The organism is Bacteroides faecis MAJ27, assembly GCF_900106755.1.
Taxonomy (GTDB): Bacteria; Bacteroidota; Bacteroidia; order Bacteroidales; family Bacteroidaceae; genus Bacteroides; species Bacteroides faecis.
This window is the reverse complement of record NZ_FNNN01000027.1, coordinates 50,702-72,728: the sequence shown is the minus strand read 5'-3', so window position 1 is coordinate 72,728 and position 22,027 is coordinate 50,702. Positions and strand designations below refer to the sequence as shown.

Genomic DNA, 22,027 nt, shown 5'->3' with positions numbered 1-22,027 from the left:
CTAAAGATTACTTAGACTGATTGCCGGTAGCCGAAGCATCAGCAAAAATAGAGTTCTTATCTATTTTAATCTTCACGTTAGAAGCAATTTCAAGTACTATATAATCATCAGTAATCTCTTTGATCGTACCATGGATACCACCTGCAGTAATTACTGACTGATTTACCTGAAGAGATTTGCGGAAATTAGCAATTTCTTTCTGCTTTTTGTTCTGAGGACGGATCATAAAGAAATACATGATAACAAACATAGCTATCAGCATGATCCACATCATACTTCCACCTCCCGCTGCGGGAGCTTGCAATAATACAGTCAATAGGTTCATAAATAATCAAGTTTTAATTTCTACTATATGGACAAAGGTATCAGTTTTTAGTCAACTTACCTTCTTTTTTCAATTGATTAACTATTCCATCCAACGTTCCGTTGATAAAGCTTCCGCTCTTGGCAGTACTATACAACTTCGCGATTTCTACATATTCATTTAACGAAACACTCACCGGAATGTTCGGGAAACTTAAAATTTCTGCTAAAGCAGTCTGCATAATGATAATATCCATAAATGCAATACGGTCCAAATCCCAGTTTTTAGTATTCTCGCTCACAAGGTGACGATAATAGTCGGAATTCAGAATAGTACGACGGAATAAACGACGTGCAAATTCCTGATCTTCGTCATCCTTGAATTCCGGAAGCAATTCTTGATTTGCTCCATTCTTCTCTTCAAAACGCTTAATCGTTTTCAGCACAAAGGTATCCACAATCTCTTTATCGTCATTCCAATACAGACTCTGGTCTTCCAATACCTGATCAAGAGAATCATTATTGAAGATGTATGTCTTATAGAGTTTTCTCCACAATTCACGGTCAGCCTCATAGGAATTATCACTGGAAGCCATATAATCTTTATAAATATCGCTTTCTACAATTTTCTCATAGAGTTCCTTGACGAAATCCTGATCATTAGCCCAAGTCCTTTTCTGATTGGATATAAACTCGGTTAATTGTTTGTTCACCTCCAACTGTGCAACAAACTTATTATCCACAAACTTTGTATTGGGATATAACTCTTCTTTAGTAGGAGCCAGTTTTGCTTTTGCCGCATCAATGCGCTTTTGTGCATACTCTGTCAATGCCATCATCAGCATTAACAAATAATTATAAAGGTCATACGCCTTTGAAAGGCTGAAGAATAACTCTTTCTCCGCTGAGTCTAGATTTTTGCTGCCGTTCTGGTAATAGGCATACACTATTTGTATAATCTTAAGACGAATAAGAACTCTGTTGATCATAATTCAAATTAATACTGTTATTATCGAACTGCAAAAGTAGATATTTTTAATGAGTTTCCACAAATAAATCACATTTTTTAATGCAGTATTTGATTCTCTGCGCTTTTTCTTTTGACAGTTTAAAAAAAATATCCAATTTTGAGGCCGATTATTAACGGACCGAATGATATGGAAGATTTTAAAAAGAAAATGAACGCAGACATGAATGATAAGGAGATTGTTTTCTCCAAGTCCATCAAAGCAGGTAAACGCATCTATTACCTTGATGTGAAGAAGAACCGTAAAGATGAAATGTTTTTAGCAATTACGGAGAGTAAGAAAGTAGTGATGGGAGAAGGAGATGACTCTCAAGTTAGCTTTGAAAAGCACAAAATCTTCTTATATAAGGAGGATTTTCAGAAATTCATGGCAGGATTGACAGAAGCCCTCAATTTCATTAACCACAACGACATGAATGATTATATCAGCCGCCTGAATGAAGAGGCAGATATAAAAAGAGAACAAGAAGCGCTTGCCGAAGAAGCTAAAGAGGACAAGCTGGAAAACGAAATTAAGATTGATATTGACTTTTAAAGAGGTAACTCTTTGATATTTCAAAAAAAAACTGTACTTTTGCACCGCTTTTTTGCAACATCATGTGATAATCCACATCGTGTAATGGTGAATTAAGCAAAATAACTTAATTTAGAGTAACACAATTTTTTAAGAAATGAAATCAATTGAAGTAAAAGGAACTGCAAGAACTATTGCAGAACGCTCTTCAGAACAAGCAAGAGCCTTGAAAGAAATTCGTAAGAACGGTGGTGTACCTTGTGTACTTTACGGAGCTGGTGAAGTTGTTCACTTTACAGTGACTAACGAAGGTCTTCGTAACTTGGTTTATACTCCGCACATTTACGTAGTAGATCTGGATATCGATGGCAAAAAAGTAAACGCTATCCTGAAAGATATTCAATTCCATCCGGTAAAAGACAACATTCTTCATGTTGACTTCTATCAGATTGACGAAGCTAAACCTATCGTTATGGAAGTTCCAGTACAATTGGAAGGTCTTGCAGAAGGTGTTAAAGCCGGTGGTAAGCTTGCATTGCAGATGCGTAAGATTAAAGTGAAAGCTCTGTACAATGCAATTCCTGAAAAACTGACTGTTAACGTTTCTCACCTGGGATTGGGTAAGACTGTTAAAGTTGGCGAATTGAGCTTCGAAGGTCTTGAACTGATCAGTGCTAAGGAAGCAGTTGTATGTGCTGTTAAGTTGACTCGTGCAGCAAGAGGTGCAGCAGCTGCCGCTGGAAAGTAATTTGAGATTATCCCTGTAAAGAGATATAGCAAAACGCAGATTAATGCAGATTAAAGCAGATGTTCAGTCTGCATTAGTTTGCGTTAATCTGCGTTCTCTTTTTATATTAACAAACTGTTTTTACGAAAAAAACAATGATTAAATATCTAATTGTCGGACTAGGAAACATTGGGCCTGAATATCATGAAACCAGACACAATATTGGTTTCATGACAGTGGAGGCATTGGCTAGAATCAACAACGCCCCTCCTTTCATTGACGGACGCTACGGGTTTACTACTAGTTTTTCAATCAAAGGACGCCAGTTAATTTTACTCAAGCCATCAACTTTCATGAATCTGAGCGGACTAGCTGTTCGTTACTGGATGCAAAAAGAAAACATTCCATTGGAAAATGTATTAATAGTAGTGGACGATCTGGCTCTCCCCTTTGGTACTCTACGTCTGAAAGGAAAAGGAAGTGATGCCGGACATAATGGCCTTAAGCATATAGCAGCCATTTTAGGAACCCAGAACTATGCCCGTTTACGCTTTGGTATCGGTAATGACTTCCCGAAAGGCGGACAGGTTGACTATGTACTCGGACACTTTACTGATGAAGACCTCAAGACAATGAATGAAAGACTGGAGACCGCCGGAGAAATCATCAAAAGTTTCTGCCTGGCAGGTATAGATATTACCATGAACCAGTTTAATAAAAAATAAGAGCATTTACAGTCGGCTACTTATAGCGCATTTGCAGTTGGTTTTAGTCAGTACACCACTAAGATATTGTACATCATAAATTAATAAATCATCAATAGACATATGGCAGAAGCAAGAATAGATAAATGGATGTGGGCCGTTCGTATTTTCAAGACACGCACAATTGCTGCTGAAGCTTGTAAGATGAATCGTGTCACCATTAACGGAGCATATGTAAAAGCCTCTCGCATGATAAAGCCAGGTGATGTGATTCAAGTCAAGAAACCGCCTATCACCTATTCATTCAAAGTGCTACAAGCTATCGAAAAGCGAGTAGGTGCCAAACTTGTACCCGATATGATGGAAAATGTAACAACTCCCGACCAATATGAACTATTGGAGATGAGTAAAATCAGCGGATTTATCGATCGTGCACGAGGAACCGGACGTCCAACCAAAAAAGATCGCAGAAGTCTGGAAGAATTCACTGCTCCGGAATTTATGGACGACTTTGATTTTGACTTTGATTTCGACGAAGATAAATAAACACTAAATAATATAAATGATAAACGGCGAACAAACCTGTACCTCTATGTTACAGTTTATTCACCGTTTATCATTTATCAAATACTCCGATTACAGATTTGCTTTCACCGCATCAATCAATTCCTGATATTCAACATCCGTCAAATAAACCTTTCCCGGGTTCATCTGGAATATACCTCCATAATCAGGTCCGTCGACATATTTCGGAGCCAGATGAAAATGCAGATGAGATAATTTATCTGAATAAGCACCATAATTTATTTTTTCCGGCTGGAAAGCCTTCTGCATCGCACGAGTAACACGTGCCACATCAGCCATAAATGCATTACGGTCTTCATCACTCAATTCATTCAAATCATTCGCGTGATCCTTGTAAGCAACGAGGCAGCGCCCCCGATAAGTTTGCTCTTTAAACAAAAACACACGTGATACACTAAGCTGCGCAATCTCAATCATCAGATTATGCAACGTTTCATTGTTCTGGCAATACAGACATTCTTTTGGATCGCTCTTCATGATATTATTATTTTTATGTTTTGACAAAGCAAAAATAGTCGTTCTGCTTTTATTTCACCTGTATTTTTTCGTTTTTTTGATCGACTAATTGGTACACATGCTCTTTTTCACCGACAACCCACACTACATCACCCTCTTCGAATGGCGCATTTACATCCGGTACCATCAGCGTCCCATCTTCCCGTTCCACACCGGCTATCATACAATGGTATTTATCCCGTATACCGGATTCACGAATTGTTTTACCCAGAAAAACAGAGTCCGTATCAACAATAAACTGCTTTAAAATCATCTCTCCTTTTTCATATACATCCCAGTCTATTTTAGCACCACTTTGCATCGCACTGCTAAATACGTTCAGCTGTTCATCTGTACCTATCACCTGAATCTTATCCATAGGGAAAAGGCGTACAGAACCACCGGGAATATTAATCCTCCTTTTTCCTCGTAAGATAGAAGCAATATGAATTCCATATTTCTTACCTAAATTTAATTCCATCAACGTTTTTCCCGCCCAAGTTGATTCACCCGGAATCTCCAAGTCTGCCAAATGCAAATCATGTGACAACAGGCGTCCGGCATATTCCGGCTTCTTTTCTCCCAAATATTCTGCACGTACCTCTCTGGAACGCAAGTTTTGAAAGAAACGCCGTTCAATTAATATAGATTGTTTTTTCAAACGACGCGACCATACCATCAACAGAACAGCAAGCACCGCAACTCCAATAATCAATCCAATAGATGCCTTAAACAATCCCGATATCACAAAAATAACAAATAATGCCGCTATCATTATACGTATGACAATAGTAGATACCAATGGCGCACGATTAGCACGATTATCATGCCACAGAGTCATAAATTCCACGGAATGGTTTTTCTTCACCATAATGGCGCGCAGGAAAGGCGCAATACAGAGAATGATAAAAACAGCCCCCAATAATGATGCCCAGAAATGAGGCAAATTCTCTTTAAAAAATGGCACGACAAAACGGAAAGACAGTGCAATAATAGATATACTGACTATTGAATATACTACAGTAATACGCACCATTGCCAGCAACAGCTTCTTCCACAAATTCTCATGATTAAGCACAGTTTGCGATCCTGAAGAATAGCGCATCAAAAACTTCCGCCAGGAAGCAGGTAAATGAGCATCTACAAAAGAGGAAGCAGGTTCAGCCAAGCGAATCATATAAGGAGTCAGGAAAGTGGTTATCACTGAGACAGCTACCACTATCGGATATAAGAAATCGCTCGTCACATGCAGAGATACACCTAAAGAAGCAATAATAAATGCGAATTCACCAATCTGGGTCAGACTGAAACCGCACTGCATAGCAGTCTTCAATGGTTTACCGGAAAGAATCACACCGAATGTTCCGAATGTAGCCTGCCCCAAAATAACCGCGATCGTAATCACAATAATAGGTATTGCATATTCAATAATCATTGCAGGGTCGACCATCATACCCACCGACACGAAGAAAATAGCGCCGAAAAGATCTTTTACAGGTTTCACCAGTCTGTCTATAGATTCCGCTTCGATCGTTTCCGCCAGAATAGACCCCATAATAAACGCACCGAATGCTGCGGAAAATCCTGTATTGGCTGCCATTACCACCATGCCGAAACACAGCGCCAATGATACAATAAGCAAAGTTTCCTCTCCCATCAGCTTTCTGCAACGTTTCAAGAACTCCGGAATCAGATAGATACCTACTACAAACCACAGAATGAGGAAAAACAGCAATTTGCCAATACTCTCCAGCATTTCGGTACCTTCAAAATTATGACTCACCGCCATTGTAGAAAGCATCACCATCAATACAATAGCCAATATATCCTCCAAAATCAGAATACTCAGCACAAGTCCGGTAAACTGTTTTTTTCTTAATCCCAAGTCGTCGAATGCCTTATAGATAATAGTAGTAGAAGACATCGCAATCATACCACCCAAAAACAGGCTGTCCATTCGATGCCAGCCGAATCCCATGCCGACGCCTATTCCCAGCAATATCATACAAAAAATAATAGTACAGGCGGCAATGATAGCAGAGCCACCTACCTTAACTATTTTCTTAAAACTAAACTCCAGACCAAGAGCAAACAACAAGAAGATAACACCAATGTCCGCCCATGTCTTAATATTGGCGGTATCCATCACTGATGGTGTAAAAGGCATGTGCGGACTTGCCAGAAACCCGGCAACCACATATCCCAACACCAAAGGTTGCTTCAACTTCTTAAAGAGTAAAGTCATAACGCCGGCACAAATCAGTATCAGTGCAAGATCGGCAATGAGTGTAGGTAATTGAGACATTGTTTTATCGTATTTGGTGACAAAATTATAATAAATCTATGGTATAAACAATATATTCACAAATATGTTTTAAGTCAATAGCCTCAAATAGATTGCATAAAATATCTAATTATTTACATAAGACATAATTAAGCGGAAAAATCGGCAGCCTATCTATTATAGATAAACTACCGACTTCATTTCATGATACCAATTCTCCCGCCATAACCTTTATTTTCTCTTTGAATTTGATAAAAGTCATAGATCTCTGAAAGCTAACTATCGAGCTATTCTAAAGGAGTAAATTCTTTATATTCTCTGGACATATTTATTTCCCCATATTCTCCCCATCGGTCATAAATGGCAAATTTCTTGGTTGTAAGTTCCTCTATATCCCAATAATGATCCGAACCAAAATAAATTGTACTGGAATTCTGATCATAAAAAGCCCATCTCACATTGACATCACGCCGTTGCTCTTTTCCGTTTTTATCAGTAACAATTGAAGTTTGAGTACACGTACCATCGTTTCTAAACTTATACAACCCTTGAATCGTCTCTTCAGCATCATTGACTATTTTTTGACTAGCCCACGTTACACCACATATCAAAGATATGACATCATCTTCCGCCTTTGTATAATATCCGGTCTTCTCCACACAACCTGTCATAAGAAAAGGCATGATAAAAACGAGCGATACAAAAATCCATTTTTTCATCAACGTAAGAATTTGAAGTTTGCAATACGGGGAGCATTCAAACTCGTCGTTTCAAAATTCCATTCTGCATAATCACCCTGAGTTGTAGACCATTCAAAACAAGGATTGATATGATAACCAATTCCACAAAATAAAATTCTTGCTGTTTCCTTGTTATCATTACTTCTAAGGTGGCAGGTCACGTAAAATGCCCAGCCTGCATTCTTATAAGATTGTGGATTTAATTCTATGGATGTTTCGATATGATTGCCTTTATTTATATAATAATTCTCTTTGTGATCCGTCACATCAAGTGATGCTACTGTAGAAGAATACCTGCCATTATCAGACTGTTTTTTCTTCAGTTCAATTGGTGAATCATTCTTTATTTGACTAATGTATATTTCATTTTCTGTTATCATAACAATATAGTCCACGCCATGAGAAGCCGCCAACTGTCCGGAGCAACTATTTATTTGATTAAGACTTTCTTTAAAGATACTAAGATTAAGGGAATTGACGGAGTTTAGCTCTTCTACATCTGCGTTGGTTATATAAGATAATACAGAATTACGTTTATTAGAGTTGATATAATATTCATGTGTAGTTTTATTTATATCAACAAATTCATTTAACACCGCAGCATCTTGTTGGTAGTTACGACTTGCTGGAGTTGGAACACTAAAATTATCTCTACAGCTCTGAAAAGATAAAGATAATAAGATAATTACTGAAAATAAAACAGACTTCATAGTTGATAGTTTTTTGTGTACAAATAATAATCTTTCAAAATTAAGAAACTGTCTTTAATCCATACTATCAATTAGATGAAAAGAAGTTAATATTAAAAAGAATTATACTACCACAATCATTTCACTTCTCACTTTTACATCCATTTAAAGTTTTATCCGATATCCAAAATAAATAATACAAGAGGGTAATCAAAACCCTTATAAATGAAAAATTACCCTTGCCACAGATTGAACTGCACCCCAAAAGTTGGACACAAAACTTTAGGAGTGCAGTTCAGATAATTGTAGCGAGGGTAATTTTATTGAGAGGAGAGTTTTGACATCCCCTTTATTTTCTAAAAGGTGGTTTCACCACTATTGCCTTCAGTTTACGTCCACGCATATCAATACAGATCTCCGTACCTACTTTAGCATATTCCGGTTTCACATACCCCATACCAATACCAATCTTACGAGTAGGAGACATCGTTCCGGAAGTCACCACTCCTATACTCTCTCCTTCTGCATCCACCAGTCCATAGCCATGACGAGGAATTCCCCGGTCGATCATTTCAAATCCAACCAATTTACGGGTAGCTCCTTCTGCCTTCTGTTTTTCCAGCATCGGACGGTTGATAAACTCTTTGCCTTCCACAAACTTAGTAATCCAGCCTAATCCTGCTTCGATCGGTGAAGTTTTATCATCCAAGTCATTGCCATAAAGACAAAACCCCATCTCCAGACGAAGCGTATCACGAGCACCCAGTCCTACCGGCTTTATCCCGAACTCCTCTCCCGCCTCAAACACCGCTTTCCATATCGTTTCTGCAGCATCGGGATAGAAATAAAGTTCAAAACCTCCGGCACCAGTATATCCGGTATTGGAAATAATCACATTCTCCTTTCCCGCAAACTTACCAACGGTAAACGAATAATAAGGAATAGCTGACAAATCAATATCTGTCAGTTTTTGCAAAGCAAGAACAGCCTTCGGACCTTGAACGGCAAGCTGTGCCATGTTATCAGAAGAATTTTCCAATTCCACCCCTTCCGTATTATGGGAAACACACCAATTCCAGTCTTTCTCTATATTGGCTGCATTCACTACCAACAGATATTTTTCCGGCTCATAGCAATACACAAGCAAATCGTCTACAATCCCCCCTTCTTCATTAGGGAAACAGGTATATTGTATTTTTCCGGGAACAAGTGCCGCCACATTATTGGAAGTCACCTTCTGAAGAAAGGATAACGCTTGCGGACCTTTTACCCAAAATTCCCCCATATGGGATACATCAAATACACCGACTGCATTGCAGACAGTCAGATGTTCATCAATAATTCCAGAGTACTCGATGGGCATATTATAACCTGCAAATTCATGCATTTTAGCACCTAATGCAATGTGTTTCTCTGTAAACGGAGTGGTTTTCATTTTTTATGTATTAAGTTTTAAGTAATATTGAACATTGATATTCGTGAAATATAATCACTTGGAGGCTACCAGTTCTGCAATCTTCACAATGACATTCATCGCCTTCTCCATATTGGGGATAGGAATAAATTCATAACGCCCATGGAAGTTGAGACCACCTGCAAAGATATTCGGACAAGGCAAACCTTTAAATGAAAGCTGTGCTCCATCCGTACCTCCACGAATCGGCCTTACATTCGGCTTCACACCTACTGCTTCCATTGCAGAGAAAGCTGTGTCAATGATATGCATCACCGGTTCTATCTTTTCGCGCATATTATAATATTGGTCACGTAACTCCAATGCAACTGTACCTTCTCCATATTCGGCATTGATCAGGGCAACCAAACGTTTCATTTCTTCCTTGCGTTCCTCAAATTTAGCACGGTCATGATCACGGATAATGTAGGATACTGTACTTTGTTCCACATCTCCCTGAATACCGATCAGATGATAGAATCCTTCATAACCTTCGGTCTGTTCCGGAGTTTCCATAGAGGGCAGCATCGCAATAAACTGATTAGCGACACGAATCGAGTTTATCATCTTATTCTTTGCATATCCCGGATGTACGTTACGTCCTTTAAAAGTAATCTTTGCAGCGGCAGCATTAAAGTTTTCAAATTCCAACTCTCCCACTTCACCACCATCCATGGTATACGCCCATTCACAGCCAAACTTCTCTACATCAAACTTATGGGCACCTTCACCGATTTCCTCATCCGGATTGAATCCGATACGAATCTTTCCGTGTTTGATTTCAGGGTGTTCTTTGAGATAAGCTATTGCTGATACAATTTCGGCAATCCCCGCCTTATCATCCGCACCAAGCAAAGTTTTTCCGTTTGTTACAATCAGATCCTCCCCTTTATGATCGCGCAGTTCCGGAAATTGTGCAGGAGAAAGGATTATATTTTCCTCTGCACAAAGCACTATATCCGAACCATCATAGTCTTTTACAATACGTGGAGAAACATCTTTCCCGGTCATATCCGGACTTGTGTCCATATGAGCAATGAACCCGATAGTGGGTACTTCCTTATCTATATTGGCAGGAAGCGTGGCAAAAAGATAGCCATGTTCATCCAATGTAATATCTTCCAATCCCAAAGATTCCAGTTCCGTCTTCAGATATTCGGCGAATACCATCTGTTTTGGAGTACTGGGAGTAAGCCCGGTCGATTCATCCGACTGTGTATCAAAGCTTACATACTTCAAAAATCTGTCTACTAAAGTCATATCTATTTACGATTTAATGATTTACAATTTACATTTTGATAGTTTATAGTGCCGTAAAGGTAAAAAAAGAGCCGTGAATTGACAAACAATTCACAGCTCTTTTTTCTCAGTATATTACTTATTGCTTATATTTCACACTTCACTTCAGAATTTTAATTCTCTGCCATTTCTTCTTTAAAAGTGACTGCTGCCATCAAAACAATGCGTACAAACCTTACATTTCGGCAATCCGATGGCTTCAATCAATGTTTCAAGTGTATTGAATTTCAATGAAGACAGTCCGAAACGCTCGGCTATGATGTCAACCATCTTTTCATATTCAGGCGAACCTGTAGTAGCATATTTTTCCAGATTCTTATTTTCATCGCCTTCCAATTCCTTAATGATGCGGCGGGTAATTAATTCCAAAGCATTCTTTGAAGCAGAGAAACCCACAAACGGACAGGCGTAGATCAACGGAGGACAGGCGATACGCATATGCACCTCTTTTGCTCCATAATCGTACAGAATCTTCACATTATCACGCAACTGTGTTCCACGTACGATTGAATCATCACAGAACAACAGACGCTTTCCCTGAAGCATTGCACGATTCGGAATTAACTTCATCTTTGCAACCAACGAACGCATTTCCTGATTACTCGGTGTGAAGCTACGAGGCCATGTCGGTGTATATTTTGAAATGGCACGATGGTAAGGAACCCCTTTGCCTTCGGCATATCCCAATGCCATGCCCACTCCCGAATCGGGGATACCACAAACACAATCTACTTCTGATTCATCCTTCTGTCCCATCTTCATTCCACTGGTAAAGCGGACTTCTTCTACATTTTTACCCTCATAACAAGAAGTCGGGAAACCATAATATACCCACAAGAAAGAACAAATCTGCATTTCTTCATTCGGCTGGCGAAGCTGCTCGATACGGTCGGCATACATGCGTACTATTTCTCCCGGTCCCAAGTATCTTTCGATCTCATAATCCAGATTTGGAAAGCTGGATGACTCACTGGTTGCAGCATACGCATCTTCTTTCTTTCCAATCACTACCGGAGTACGTCCCCATTTGTCCCGGGCGGCAATAACACTGCCATCCTCCGTAAGAATCAGCATCGAGCAAGAACCCTTGATGTGCTTGAATACATTTTCGATACCTTCAGTGAAAGTTCTTCCTTGTATAATAAGTAGTGCGATAAGTTCCGTCTGATTGGTATTGCTCGAACTTAGTTCGGCGAAGTGCATATTTTGATTGAGAAGTTCTTCTTCCAGTTCCTGGATATTTGCTATTTTAGCGACTGTAACGATGGCGAAGCGCCCGAGGTGAGAATTGATAATGATAGGTTGTGCGTCTGTGTCGCTGATAATACCGATTCCGGCATTGCCTTTGAATTTGTCAAGCTCTCCTTCAAACTTGGATCGGAAATACGTACTTTCCAGATTGTGAATGGAGCGAATGAATCCTTTCTCCTGACTATAAGTCGCGAGTCCGCCCCGCTTTGTACCCAGATGTGAGTTATAATCTGTACCATAGAATAAATCAGTCACGCAACTTGATTTCGAGACTGTTCCGAAAAAACCTCCCATGTTGTTCTCTTTAATTGATAATGTTAAAAAAAAGATGGCGCAAAAGTACAAAAAAGAATCCATCCGATAAAAAAAGCACTCCGCAAAGTTTTAATTTTCTTTGCGGAGGACCTCTAATTTTTATTAAAAACACACAGGAAGATGAACAATCGTTTTAGCTGCGACTCATTTCCATTTCTTAATTGATTTCCGATCGGATGGACTCGCCTCGATGAGACTCAATGCAAAACCGCCGCTACGTGCCAATTGGGCAGATATCTTCGTTTTATTTGTTACAATCCCCTTCTTTATCTGATAGGAAGTCGGATTCTTTTCATAATCAGCATCTTTTCCGTCGGCATAAAGGGTAGCGACGTATTGTTTACCCGGCTCCAGAAAATCAAGGGTAAACGCAGCCGTACGTGCATTTTCATCAGTAATACCACCAACAAACCAGTTATTGGTTCCTTTCGCTTTGCGGGCTACTGTTATATAATCGCCCGGTTCAGCTTCCAGATATTTGCTGTCATCCCAGTCCAAAGCTACATCTTTAATGAACTGAAAGGCGTCCGGATGGCGCTCATAACTCTCAGGCAGGTCAGCAGCCATCTGCAAAGGGCTGTACATGGTAACGTAAAGCGCCAGTTGTTTTGCCAAAGTAGTACGTACAACGCTATGATCCCCTTCCAGAAAAGAAATTCTTGTATCGAAGATACCCGGTGTATAATCCATCGGACCACCTATCAGACGAGTAAATGGAAGCAAAGTAGTATGAAAGGGTTTGTTACCGGCAAAAGCTTCATATTCCGTTCCACGTGCCGATTCATTACCAATCAGGTTAGGATAAGTACGACACAATCCGGTAGGACGTACGGCTTCATGTGCATTCACACAGATCTTATAATCGGCAGCTTTTGTCACAGCATATAAATAATGGTTATTCATCCATTGTCCGTAATGATGTTCGCCCCGAGGGATGATATTACCCACATAACCGCTTTTTACAGCATTGTATCCGTTGTCAGCCATAAATTGGTAGGCTGTATCCAAATGTCGCTCATAATTACGAACGGAAGCAGATGTTTCATGATGCATCATCAGTTTCACACCTTTCTCCTTGGCATACGCATTCAGCATCTTCACATCAAAATCCGGATAGGGAGTGACAAAATCAAATACATAATCTTTGGATTTGCCAAACCAGTCTTCCCAGCCTTCGTTCCAGCCTTCTATCAGTACCTGATCGAAACCATGCCGGGCCGCAAAGTCAATATAACGTTTTACTTTATCATTGTTGGCTGCATGACGTCCGTTGGGCCTTGTCTTTGAATAATCTGTCAGTCCGAGTTTCACGGAATAAACATCATCCGTATATGCCCAACTACTCTTTCCGGTGATCATTTCCCACCAAACACCGATATACTTTACAGGTTTAATCCATGAAACATCTTGGTAAGCACATGGCTCATTCAAATTCAAGGTCAGTTTGGAAGCCAGAATATCGCGTGCATCATCGCTCACAATCACAGTACGCCACGGAGACTGGCAAGGTGTCTGCATATAGCCTTTATCCCCCATTGCATCCGGTGTCAACCATGATTCAAAAATCAGATTCTTGTCATCCAGATTCAGGTGCATGCAGGAGTAGTCCACTAAAGCGGCTTCGTGCAGGTTAATATACAGCCCATCAGCGGTCTTCATTTGCAAAGATGTTTGCACACCTGTCGGTGAGAAAGAAGTTTGAGAAGCATTGTCAGTAATAGCTCCCTTCATCAGCCCCCGGATTTCCGTAAGTTTGGATTCTGTATAATCATACTCTTGGGTATCATAGTCTCCCGGAATCCAAAATGCAGTATGGTCACCTGTCATAGCAAACTGCGAATGCTCTTCTTTAATAACAAAATAGTTCAGATTTTCCTGCTGTGGAAATTCATAGCGGAAGCCCAATCCATCATTATAAAGACGAAAACGGATGATTATATTCCGGTTCTGCGCTTTCTGATTCAATGTGACAGCCATTTCATTATAGTGATTACGAATGGATTTAACCTCTCCCCACACCGGTTCCCACGTTTCGTCGAAAGTGGAAGTTTTTGCATCAATACATGCAAATCCACCCATTAGTCCCGGATCGTTCTTCAATTCAAGTCCCAATTTTGATGGTTTTATCACTTCCTTTCCTTTATAAGAAAGTTCGTACACTGGCTCCCCTTGAGTATTGACCGAAAAGTCAAGCTTTAATTGTCCGTCAGGAGAAGTAATACTTTCTGCCATTGCCGTTGTACCCATAAAAAAAGAGAGTAACAGACAGAGTACTGTCGTAGTTAATATTTTCATGTTCTTCATGATATAAATGAATTAGTTAATAATCGTATGGCAAATGTAGTGAGGAATAGCAAGCATCATTTCGGATTATAATTAAAATATAGTATTCCCGGATATCAAAAAACATATATACATCTAATAATCAAAGATATAATAATTCCCTCCAATAGAAAAAATATAGTGCTTGCATGGAGCGATATAGCACTTTATCACATCGCAAAACGGGATTTTTCTTTATTCTCCCGCCCCTATTCAGAAATAAAAAAAATATTTTAGTCTCATAGTCTCATCCTATATCAGGTAATATATAGATAATCAAAACAATACAAAATGAGAGATCCATTTAAAATGGTTATCTCTCATCATTTCTTCATCAAATAGTTCCATTTCTTACTATCTCTCATTCATATTTCAATTATCTCTCATCAATCTTAGAATCAGCAATCCATTACCCTACAATAAGCCTTACAGAACATAAAATCCACCACTGTTTTTCATATAACATATAGTATGTTTGTATGTGTATCACCTATTCATACTGCATATTTGAAGGAATGTTAGCAGCGTTCCATCCGGATGAACAGGTCTCATCACTCTAGTGAAACGTTCTCACCACCTGGATGAAGAGATCTTCTCACCCGGGTGGAACGATGAAGATAAAAGGTAAAAAAGACACAAATACAGGCAATGTATCATAGAAAAGACAGCCGGACAACATACAAACAACTGCCAGATAGCAACAAATACAGTATAGATAAAGATATATATTCGCATAGTTTGGACTGAATACTCCAAGAGCTTACATCTTAATTGGATAATAGAGACAAAAAAGTTCAGAGAATGCAATGATATTAATATATAATTGATAATTTTGTAGACTAAATATATTACTTGAAAAACATATAATCTGATATTACTACTATGAAACGAAATCTTAGATACACGGCATTATTACTCTTTATGTTATCTACAGTTTATGCCTCCGCCCAGTCTCTACGAAAACTGATGGAAATGCCTCCCCGTATTATTGAATCGAAATGGGAACAAACTTCAGACGGAGGAACGGAATTAAACTATTACAACGAAGACTTGTGCAGCTATTATCTATTCCGCGAAAACGACCGTTCGTACAATTTGAATCCCGGAAAGAACACGGTATTCAGAATAGAAAAAGGCTCTAATGCCAGCAATCCATTTATAGGTTCAAGCAGATATATGTTCTTCCGCGGACAATTCCCCAAAGATTTTCAGATCAGCACTCCCTATGCACTCCCTGTTAAGGCCGGCGAAGAAACCCAATGGCAAATCGCCCTTCAGGAATCTGCCAAAACAATGATATTCCGAATTCAGGAAGGAGACACCGTCTATGCAACCCGCAGAGGCGTCGCCTGTGTGACAGCACTGCCACAGCAATTGCTGATATACCACCCCGACCACACTTTTGCCGCTTACCTCATGATGCATCAAAACTTCATCCATGCGGGTGAAGAAGTCATGACCGGACAACCCATTGGGATAGCCGGAGTACTCGGAGTATCCGTCTCTTATTTTTTTCTTGATAACAATAAGTTTAATTCAAACGGCCCGTTGGGGTATCCATATTCCCATTTTACCCCTGTATTCCGTACGGACAAGGGAGATGTAAAACTAGAAGAGAAAGCAGTCTATAAATCAGCTATAGATGACGAGTTGATTATGCTCGAAATGACCAAACGGGAGAAAAAGAAATTTCAGAAGCAGAAATATTCAAAATAGAGGGAAACAATATGCGTACATTTTATCTGATCCTGTCTTTTGTCTGCCTTTGCGATCTGCTTCATGCACAAACCGTACGAATCGCCTATGAAGGGGATCCGCTTACGGACAAAGAGCGTCAGAAAATTGAACTGACCCTTCAATATGAAGTCGAATTCTACTCACAATTCGGACTTCCCGATACGCTTAACCTTAAATTAACTGTATTCAATAAAAGAGAAGACGCTCTGGTTTATCTCAATAAATTCAATATACATCCCCCTAAAAGCACAAACGGTATATACATCTCCAGATTACAGAAAGCCATCATATTGAGCAGGGAGAAAGAATACCAACAAGGTCTTGGTGTCATCTATCACGAACTGAGCCACCACCTCACCTTACAAATTACGGCAGGGCGCCCTCCAATTTGGCTCAACGAGGGACTTGCTGAATACTTTGAGCACTGTAAAGTCAATAAAAAAGGACTCCAACATACATTTACCGAATACGAAAAAGGAAGAATCCGCACCATATATATGCTGGGGGACATTGATTTACCTACCTTCATCAACAGCCGCCAAAACGAATTCATGAAGCAACAAAGAACCGATGAACAATATGCTTATATCCTCTCCCATGCGCTTGTCACTTTCTGGATTGAGAAAGCTCCCCGGCAGATATTCCGTGATTTCGTACTTTCCCTACAAAACAAAGACGACTCATCCACTGTTTCTGAACGGATAGAGCAGATTTACACCGGAGGGTTCAAACAATTTGAAAAAGATTTTGAAGCCTTTTGCAAATAGTTTTATCTTTTTTCTATCTTTGCACCGGCTATGGGATTAGCCTTTAACCGCCCTTTGGAGCTGATGATCCCTACAATTTGAATGTATAACTCTTAAATTGTCAGCTTATGCTCAAAACTCTATTATTTATTGGAATGGGAAGTTTTACCGGAGGTGTACTACGCTATCTCATCTCACGCTACGTTCAGAATTTCCTGATTCCTTCCTTCCCTTTGGGAACGTTTCTGGTCAACATACTCGGTTGTTTTGCCATCGGTCTGTTTTATGGACTCTTCGAACGGGGAAATCTGATGAGCCCCAATCTGAGAATGTTTCTCACGGTAGGATTCTGTGGAGGATTCACCACCTTTTCAACGTTCATGAATGAGAACTTTCTGTTAATTAAAGATGACAATTTCTTCTACCTCTCTCTCTATGTAGGCCTCAGCTTATTTGTAGGATTCATTATGTTGTACTTGGGACATTCATTGATAAAATTATTCTGAAATGTAATATGATAAAAAGAAATGCAGCCAAACCTGTCCGTGTAGTTCCTCCCATGATGGAGGAACAGGAAACCAGTACAAGCACATTGCAAGAATTGCTTGAAAAAGAAGAAACAGTCTCAAACCTTATATTCTGCAAAGGAAAAGAAGAAGGAATCAGCAAATCTTACAAGAGTTTCAAGAATTGCACATTCCGGAATCAGACATTCAGCGAATGTAAGTTCCGTTCTTCCCAACTGACAGATGTACGGTTTGAAAACTGCGACCTGTCCAATATATCTTTTGCCGAAAGTTCTCTTTACCGGGTAGAATTTATTTCTTGCAAATTATTGGGAACCAATCTCTCTGAGACGACTATGAATCATGTTTTGCTGCATGACTGCAACGCCGCTTACATCAATCTGGCAATGAGCAAAATGAATCAGGTACGCTTCTCGCACTGCCATCTCCGAAACGGCAGTTTCAATGATTGTCGTTTCTCTTCCGTCGCCTTCGAAAGCTGCGATCTGGTAGAAGCCGATTTTTCTCACGCTCCGCTTCGGGGAATCGATCTTCGCACTTCGCGTATTGGCGGGATAACACTCAATATCAGCGATCTGAAAGGAGCTGTCATTACTTCTTTGCAGGCTATGGATTTGCTTCCATTGTTGGGAGTTATTATCGAGGATTAGAATTTCACAAATTTCATCTATCCACATTCAAACAAAAAGCATCGTCACATTGTTATTTTATAAGACCGGACTAATGACATCTAGGGAATATGATTCGAAAGAATACCTATTTATAGTGATTTCCCACTCCCCGTCAAGTCCGTACTTTTGCAAAAATATTATTCAAAACAATAGAAACGATGAAAATAGAAAAAATTGTAGCTCGAGAAATTCTCGATTCAAGAGGTAATCCCACAGTAGAAGTTGACGTAGTATTGGAATCTGGTATCATGGGACGCGCATCTGTTCCGTCAGGTGCTTCCACAGGTGAACATGAAGCACTGGAACTTCGTGATGGCGACAAGCAACGTTACGGTGGTAAAGGCGTACAAAAGGCGGTTGATAATGTAAATAAAATCATCGCTCCGAAACTGGTCGGTATGTCTTCTCTCAACCAAAGAGCAATCGACTACGCAATGCTGGCACTGGACGGCACTAAAACTAAGGCTAACTTAGGCGCTAATGCCATTCTTGGTGTGTCTCTCGCTGTAGCGAAAGCAGCAGCTAACTATCTTGACCTCCCACTCTACCGCTATATCGGCGGAACAAATACTTATGTAATGCCTGTACCGATGATGAATATCATCAATGGCGGTTCACATAGTGACGCTCCTATCGCATTCCAGGAATTCATGATTCGTCCGGTAGGTGCACCCTCATTCAGAGAAGGTTTGAGAATGGGTGCCGAAGTATTCCACGCATTGAAGAAGGTACTGAAAGACCGCGGTCTCAGCACTGCCGTAGGTGATGAAGGTGGTTTCGCTCCTAATCTGGAAGGTACAGAAGATGCTCTGAACTCTATCATCGCAGCCATCAAAGCTGCCGGATACGAACCGGGCAAAGACGTAATGATCGGTATGGACTGCGCTTCTTCCGAATTCTATCATGATGGTATCTATGACTATACCAAGTTTGAAGGTGAAAAGGGTAAAAAACGCACTGCTGAAGAACAAATCAATTATCTGGAAGAACTGATCAACAAATTCCCGATTGACTCTATCGAAGACGGTATGAGCGAAAACGACTGGGAAGGCTGGAAAAAACTGACTGAACGTATCGGCGACCGTTGTCAGCTAGTAGGTGATGACTTGTTCGTAACAAACGTCGACTTCCTCGCAATGGGTATCGAAAAAGGTTGTGCAAACTCTATCCTGATTAAAGTAAATCAGATTGGTTCACTGACAGAAACACTGAATGCTATCGAAATGGCTCACCGTCATGGATATACGACTGTTACTTCTCATCGCTCCGGCGAAACAGAGGATGCTACTATTGCGGACATCGCGGTAGCTACCAACAGCGGACAGATCAAAACCGGCTCATTAAGCCGTTCAGATCGTATGGCTAAATACAACCAACTGCTCCGTATCGAAGAAGAACTTGGCGACTTAGCTGTATACGGATACAAGAGAATCAAATAACTTTTATTTTCTTTTTTAGATATCTTTCCCCGGGCAATGCGTTGTCCGAGGATTTTTTTTATATATTTGATGTTTTACAAACGACCTGAAGCATTTGGTTACGTATCATATAGTAAACAGGAATAAATAATGATGAATCAGGAAAAAATACAGGAACTGGTAAACCGGAGTCAGCAGAATGACAAAAGGGCATTCGCTCTATTGGTTTCGGAATTCCAGCCACTAGTGTTCCGACTCGCTTTCCGGTTACTTTGTGATGAAGATGAAGCCAGAGATATAACACAGGAAACGTTTGTAAAAGTATGGTTATCCCTAAAAACGTATAATCAGGAAAACCGCCTGTCAACCTGGCTCTATAAAATCACTTGCAACACCTGCTATGACCGCTTGCGTTCGTTACATCATTCTCCTCTGAATAATGAATCTGCTTTTTCCGGTTCGGTAAATATTCCTTCAGACGATAATATTGAAATATCTCTGTCCAACAAACAGTTGAAAGAGCTTATTCTGAGGTATACCAGCGAACTGCCTCCCCAACAGAAGTTAGTCTTTATGCTTCGCGATGTAGAGGAACTGGAAGTGGCGGAAGTACAGACTATCACCGGATTATCGCCCGAAAAAATAAAAAGTAGCTTGTATCTTGCCAGAAAGAATATACGTTATAAAATGAATCAAATAGATCCCGACTTATGAAACAAGAAGATAAACAGTACGAGAAATGGCTGGCTGAAGTCAAAAGCAGACAACCGATATTGGATAATCCGGAAGAACTGACAGCATCTATCCTCGACAGGATATCCGGAATCTCGCCCCCAAAGAAACAGAGAAAGTTTCTCATAGGAGCATGGGCATCAGGCATTGCCGCAACATTATTACTTTTATTATTCATCAATGACACATGCTTCACTCCTGTATCTCAAAGAACAGGAAAGCAAAATGAATATGATAATTGGTCGAACAGCATTCCATTACCTGCCAACTGGGAAGAAATGCGACTTCAGGAAAAGAACATTTATCTATCCTCTCAGTATACGCAACACCGGAAGTTCCGAAAAGCGCAAATCTTACAAGTCATTAAAGAAAAACGATTAAAATAGACAGGATATGAAAACTAACTATTTCATAATGGCAATGCTACTGCTACTTAGCGTGACTTCTTGCAGCACCTACTACCGGATGAGTTCACGGATAGAAAAGGATGGAAGCATATATAGAGAAATTTACGCACAGGGTGATTCAGCCTTCCTTGCAGGAGATAAGACACACAATCCATTTCTGTTTCAACCAGATGCCAACTGGCAACTAGTAAATCTGGACTCCACAATCAAATTCAACTTTTGGGGAGAAGAGGAAAAGCTGAACGTCAAAGCCTGCCAAAAAATTTCGGTAACGGACGGAGAATACTTCACTGTTGCCAAAAGCAAAGAACACCTAAATTCTATGGCTATCCCCATGGAACAGCTAAAAAAGAAATTCAGATGGTTTTATACCTATTATATATACACCGCTACTTACAAAGAACTTCAAGATAAAGGGCCCGTACCTCTTAGTGATTATCTGAATAAAGAAGAGCAAATAATCTGGTTTCATGGAAACGACGATGCTTTTAGAGGCATGAACGGCATCGAAATGAATGACAAACTGGATAAACTTGAAGCTAAATTCGGAGAATGGTATAATCGCAGCATCTATGAAATTAATTGGGAGGTCATCCATCACTTCGTTTCCCAACAAAAAGATACTGCCTGTCTGCATCGCCTGGAGGAATTGAAAGATGCTGTCTACAAAAAATATTCATCGGAAAAAGGATATAGTTTGGAGGATGCTGATCTTGAAGAAGTCTGCAGCTTATTTGATAAGGTCTGCAGTACGAAATATTTCTCAGACCTTTATAACACAAATAAGGAAATGATGGAAACCTTTTGTGAAGAGAAAATCAATATTGCCGAAGCCTTCTACCATGCCATACAGTTTGAATTGACAATGCCCGGCAGGCTGCTCACATCCAACGCCAAAGTTCAGAAGGACAGTTTAGTGATCTGGAAAATAGACGGTTTCCGACTTCTTGCCGATGATTATGTACTCACAGCAGAGTCACGGGTTATCAATTACTGGGCATTCGGGATTACCTTATTTATTATTCTGCTTATCTTAGGGCTCTGCATAAAATTATATAGAAGTTAGATTGACTTTAATCAG

Annotated in this window: 22 protein-coding genes and 1 riboswitch; of the genes, 12 read left to right on the top strand and 10 right to left on the bottom strand. The window is 39.9% G+C overall.

What is annotated here, in order from left to right:
• Nucleotides 1-7 precede the first annotated feature (7 nt).
• Nucleotides 8-325: a preprotein translocase subunit YajC gene (gene yajC / locus BLW31_RS19510; protein ID WP_010537239.1), complete on the bottom strand. Its 318-nt coding sequence runs from the start codon at nt 323-325 to the stop codon at nt 8-10.
• A gap of 40 nt (nt 326-365) precedes the next feature.
• A complete protein-coding gene (gene nusB / locus BLW31_RS19505; protein ID WP_010537238.1) occupies nt 366-1,292 on the bottom strand; it encodes a transcription antitermination factor NusB in 927 nt (308 codons plus the stop codon).
• Nucleotides 1,293-1,460: 168 nt separating this feature from the next.
• On the opposite strand from nusB, the gene BLW31_RS19500 reads away from it, so the two are divergent.
• The 4 genes from BLW31_RS19500 to BLW31_RS19485 all read left to right on the top strand — a co-directional run bounded on the left by BLW31_RS19500 (nt 1,461) and on the right by BLW31_RS19485 (nt 3,821).
• The gene (locus tag BLW31_RS19500; protein WP_055270681.1) at nt 1,461-1,865 is read left to right on the top strand and encodes a PUR family DNA/RNA-binding protein; all 405 of its coding nucleotides are present in this window, start codon (nt 1,461-1,463) and stop codon (nt 1,863-1,865) included.
• A 136-nt stretch (nt 1,866-2,001) separates the two neighbouring features.
• Nucleotides 2,002-2,592 (top strand): 50S ribosomal protein L25/general stress protein Ctc, encoded by a 591-nt coding sequence (locus BLW31_RS19495; RefSeq protein WP_010537235.1) that lies wholly within the window; start codon nt 2,002-2,004, stop codon nt 2,590-2,592.
• A 137-nt stretch (nt 2,593-2,729) separates the two neighbouring features.
• Nucleotides 2,730-3,296 carry an aminoacyl-tRNA hydrolase gene (pth, locus tag BLW31_RS19490; protein WP_029425427.1) on the top strand — a complete coding sequence of 189 codons (567 nt, stop codon included), beginning with the start codon at nt 2,730-2,732 and terminating at the stop codon, nt 3,294-3,296.
• A 102-nt stretch (nt 3,297-3,398) separates the two neighbouring features.
• Nucleotides 3,399-3,821, top strand: a complete 423-nt coding sequence (locus BLW31_RS19485; RefSeq protein ID WP_010537233.1) for an RNA-binding S4 domain-containing protein — start codon at nt 3,399-3,401, stop codon at nt 3,819-3,821.
• 90 nt (nt 3,822-3,911) lie between these two features.
• Here BLW31_RS19485 and BLW31_RS19480 read toward each other — a convergent pair whose 3' ends face one another.
• The 8 genes from BLW31_RS19480 to BLW31_RS19445 form a co-directional block, all read right to left on the bottom strand.
• A complete protein-coding gene (locus BLW31_RS19480; protein WP_010537232.1) occupies nt 3,912-4,337 on the bottom strand; it encodes an HIT family protein in 426 nt (141 codons plus the stop codon).
• A gap of 49 nt (nt 4,338-4,386) precedes the next feature.
• On the bottom strand, nt 4,387-6,660 hold the full coding sequence (locus BLW31_RS19475; protein WP_010537231.1) for a monovalent cation:proton antiporter family protein: 2,274 nt from the start codon (nt 6,658-6,660) through the stop codon (nt 4,387-4,389).
• 266 nt (nt 6,661-6,926) lie between these two features.
• Nucleotides 6,927-7,358, bottom strand: coding sequence for a hypothetical protein (locus BLW31_RS19470; RefSeq protein ID WP_010537230.1), 432 nt, complete (start codon nt 7,356-7,358; stop codon nt 6,927-6,929).
• Complete coding sequence (locus BLW31_RS19465; RefSeq protein WP_010537229.1) at nt 7,358-8,089, bottom strand: hypothetical protein; 732 nt, start codon at nt 8,087-8,089, stop codon at nt 7,358-7,360. The genes BLW31_RS19470 and BLW31_RS19465 overlap by 1 nt, the downstream gene beginning before the upstream one ends.
• A gap of 328 nt (nt 8,090-8,417) precedes the next feature.
• Complete coding sequence (gcvT, locus tag BLW31_RS19460; RefSeq protein ID WP_010537228.1) at nt 8,418-9,503, bottom strand: glycine cleavage system aminomethyltransferase GcvT; 1,086 nt, start codon at nt 9,501-9,503, stop codon at nt 8,418-8,420.
• A gap of 54 nt (nt 9,504-9,557) precedes the next feature.
• Entirely contained in the window at nt 9,558-10,781 is a 1,224-nt protein-coding gene (gene pepT, locus BLW31_RS19455; protein WP_010537227.1) for a peptidase T, read from the bottom strand.
• A 174-nt stretch (nt 10,782-10,955) separates the two neighbouring features.
• Entirely contained in the window at nt 10,956-12,365 is a 1,410-nt protein-coding gene (locus BLW31_RS19450) for an amidophosphoribosyltransferase (protein WP_010537226.1), read from the bottom strand.
• A gap of 165 nt (nt 12,366-12,530) precedes the next feature.
• Nucleotides 12,531-14,690 (bottom strand): glycoside hydrolase family 97 protein, encoded by a 2,160-nt coding sequence (locus BLW31_RS19445; RefSeq protein WP_022301446.1) that lies wholly within the window; start codon nt 14,688-14,690, stop codon nt 12,531-12,533.
• 900 nt (nt 14,691-15,590) lie between these two features.
• Between BLW31_RS19445 and BLW31_RS19440 the strand changes: the two genes are divergently transcribed.
• The 8 genes from BLW31_RS19440 to BLW31_RS19405 all read left to right on the top strand — a co-directional run bounded on the left by BLW31_RS19440 (nt 15,591) and on the right by BLW31_RS19405 (nt 22,012).
• Complete coding sequence (locus tag BLW31_RS19440; RefSeq protein WP_022301447.1) at nt 15,591-16,424, top strand: peptidoglycan DD-metalloendopeptidase family protein; 834 nt, start codon at nt 15,591-15,593, stop codon at nt 16,422-16,424.
• Between the two features lie 11 nt (nt 16,425-16,435).
• Complete coding sequence (locus BLW31_RS19435) at nt 16,436-17,212, top strand: hypothetical protein (RefSeq protein WP_010537223.1); 777 nt, start codon at nt 16,436-16,438, stop codon at nt 17,210-17,212.
• 17 nt (nt 17,213-17,229) lie between these two features.
• Nucleotides 17,230-17,292: riboswitch (Fluoride riboswitch) on the top strand.
• 27 nt (nt 17,293-17,319) lie between these two features.
• Nucleotides 17,320-17,697, top strand: a complete 378-nt coding sequence (gene crcB, locus BLW31_RS19430; RefSeq protein ID WP_022301448.1) for a fluoride efflux transporter CrcB — start codon at nt 17,320-17,322, stop codon at nt 17,695-17,697.
• Between the two features lie 8 nt (nt 17,698-17,705).
• Entirely contained in the window at nt 17,706-18,368 is a 663-nt protein-coding gene (locus BLW31_RS19425) for a pentapeptide repeat-containing protein (protein WP_010537221.1), read from the top strand.
• 179 nt (nt 18,369-18,547) lie between these two features.
• Nucleotides 18,548-19,828 (top strand): phosphopyruvate hydratase, encoded by a 1,281-nt coding sequence (gene eno, locus BLW31_RS19420; RefSeq protein WP_010537220.1) that lies wholly within the window; start codon nt 18,548-18,550, stop codon nt 19,826-19,828.
• A 129-nt stretch (nt 19,829-19,957) separates the two neighbouring features.
• Nucleotides 19,958-20,521, top strand: coding sequence for an RNA polymerase sigma factor (locus BLW31_RS19415; protein WP_010537219.1), 564 nt, complete (start codon nt 19,958-19,960; stop codon nt 20,519-20,521).
• Nucleotides 20,518-20,925 carry a hypothetical protein gene (locus BLW31_RS19410; RefSeq protein ID WP_010537218.1) on the top strand — a complete coding sequence of 136 codons (408 nt, stop codon included), beginning with the start codon at nt 20,518-20,520 and terminating at the stop codon, nt 20,923-20,925. Before BLW31_RS19415 ends, BLW31_RS19410 begins: the two co-directional genes overlap by 4 nt.
• Nucleotides 20,926-20,932: 7 nt before the next feature.
• A complete protein-coding gene (locus tag BLW31_RS19405; RefSeq protein ID WP_010537217.1) occupies nt 20,933-22,012 on the top strand; it encodes a hypothetical protein in 1,080 nt (359 codons plus the stop codon).
• The last annotated feature ends 15 nt before the right edge of the window (nt 22,013-22,027 follow it).

Coding starts and splice junctions, on each gene's coding strand:
- yajC (WP_010537239.1), bottom strand. CDS start 325: ATGAACCTATTGACTGTATTATTGCAAGCTCCCGCAGCGGGAGGTGGA.
- nusB (WP_010537238.1), bottom strand. CDS start 1,292: ATGATCAACAGAGTTCTTATTCGTCTTAAGATTATACAAATAGTGTAT.
- BLW31_RS19500 (WP_055270681.1), top strand. CDS start 1,461: ATGGAAGATTTTAAAAAGAAAATGAACGCAGACATGAATGATAAGGAG.
- BLW31_RS19495 (WP_010537235.1), top strand. CDS start 2,002: ATGAAATCAATTGAAGTAAAAGGAACTGCAAGAACTATTGCAGAACGC.
- BLW31_RS19485 (WP_010537233.1), top strand. CDS start 3,399: ATGGCAGAAGCAAGAATAGATAAATGGATGTGGGCCGTTCGTATTTTC.
- BLW31_RS19480 (WP_010537232.1), bottom strand. CDS start 4,337: ATGAAGAGCGATCCAAAAGAATGTCTGTATTGCCAGAACAATGAAACG.
- BLW31_RS19475 (WP_010537231.1), bottom strand. CDS start 6,660: ATGTCTCAATTACCTACACTCATTGCCGATCTTGCACTGATACTGATT.
- BLW31_RS19470 (WP_010537230.1), bottom strand. CDS start 7,358: ATGAAAAAATGGATTTTTGTATCGCTCGTTTTTATCATGCCTTTTCTT.
- BLW31_RS19465 (WP_010537229.1), bottom strand. CDS start 8,089: ATGAAGTCTGTTTTATTTTCAGTAATTATCTTATTATCTTTATCTTTT.
- gcvT (WP_010537228.1), bottom strand. CDS start 9,503: ATGAAAACCACTCCGTTTACAGAGAAACACATTGCATTAGGTGCTAAA.
- pepT (WP_010537227.1), bottom strand. CDS start 10,781: ATGACTTTAGTAGACAGATTTTTGAAGTATGTAAGCTTTGATACACAG.
- BLW31_RS19450 (WP_010537226.1), bottom strand. CDS start 12,365: ATGGGAGGTTTTTTCGGAACAGTCTCGAAATCAAGTTGCGTGACTGAT.
- BLW31_RS19445 (WP_022301446.1), bottom strand. CDS start 14,690: ATGAAGAACATGAAAATATTAACTACGACAGTACTCTGTCTGTTACTC.
- BLW31_RS19440 (WP_022301447.1), top strand. CDS start 15,591: ATGAAACGAAATCTTAGATACACGGCATTATTACTCTTTATGTTATCT.
- BLW31_RS19435 (WP_010537223.1), top strand. CDS start 16,436: ATGCGTACATTTTATCTGATCCTGTCTTTTGTCTGCCTTTGCGATCTG.
- crcB (WP_022301448.1), top strand. CDS start 17,320: ATGCTCAAAACTCTATTATTTATTGGAATGGGAAGTTTTACCGGAGGT.
- BLW31_RS19425 (WP_010537221.1), top strand. CDS start 17,706: ATGATAAAAAGAAATGCAGCCAAACCTGTCCGTGTAGTTCCTCCCATG.
- eno (WP_010537220.1), top strand. CDS start 18,548: ATGAAAATAGAAAAAATTGTAGCTCGAGAAATTCTCGATTCAAGAGGT.
- BLW31_RS19415 (WP_010537219.1), top strand. CDS start 19,958: ATGATGAATCAGGAAAAAATACAGGAACTGGTAAACCGGAGTCAGCAG.
- BLW31_RS19410 (WP_010537218.1), top strand. CDS start 20,518: ATGAAACAAGAAGATAAACAGTACGAGAAATGGCTGGCTGAAGTCAAA.
- BLW31_RS19405 (WP_010537217.1), top strand. CDS start 20,933: ATGAAAACTAACTATTTCATAATGGCAATGCTACTGCTACTTAGCGTG.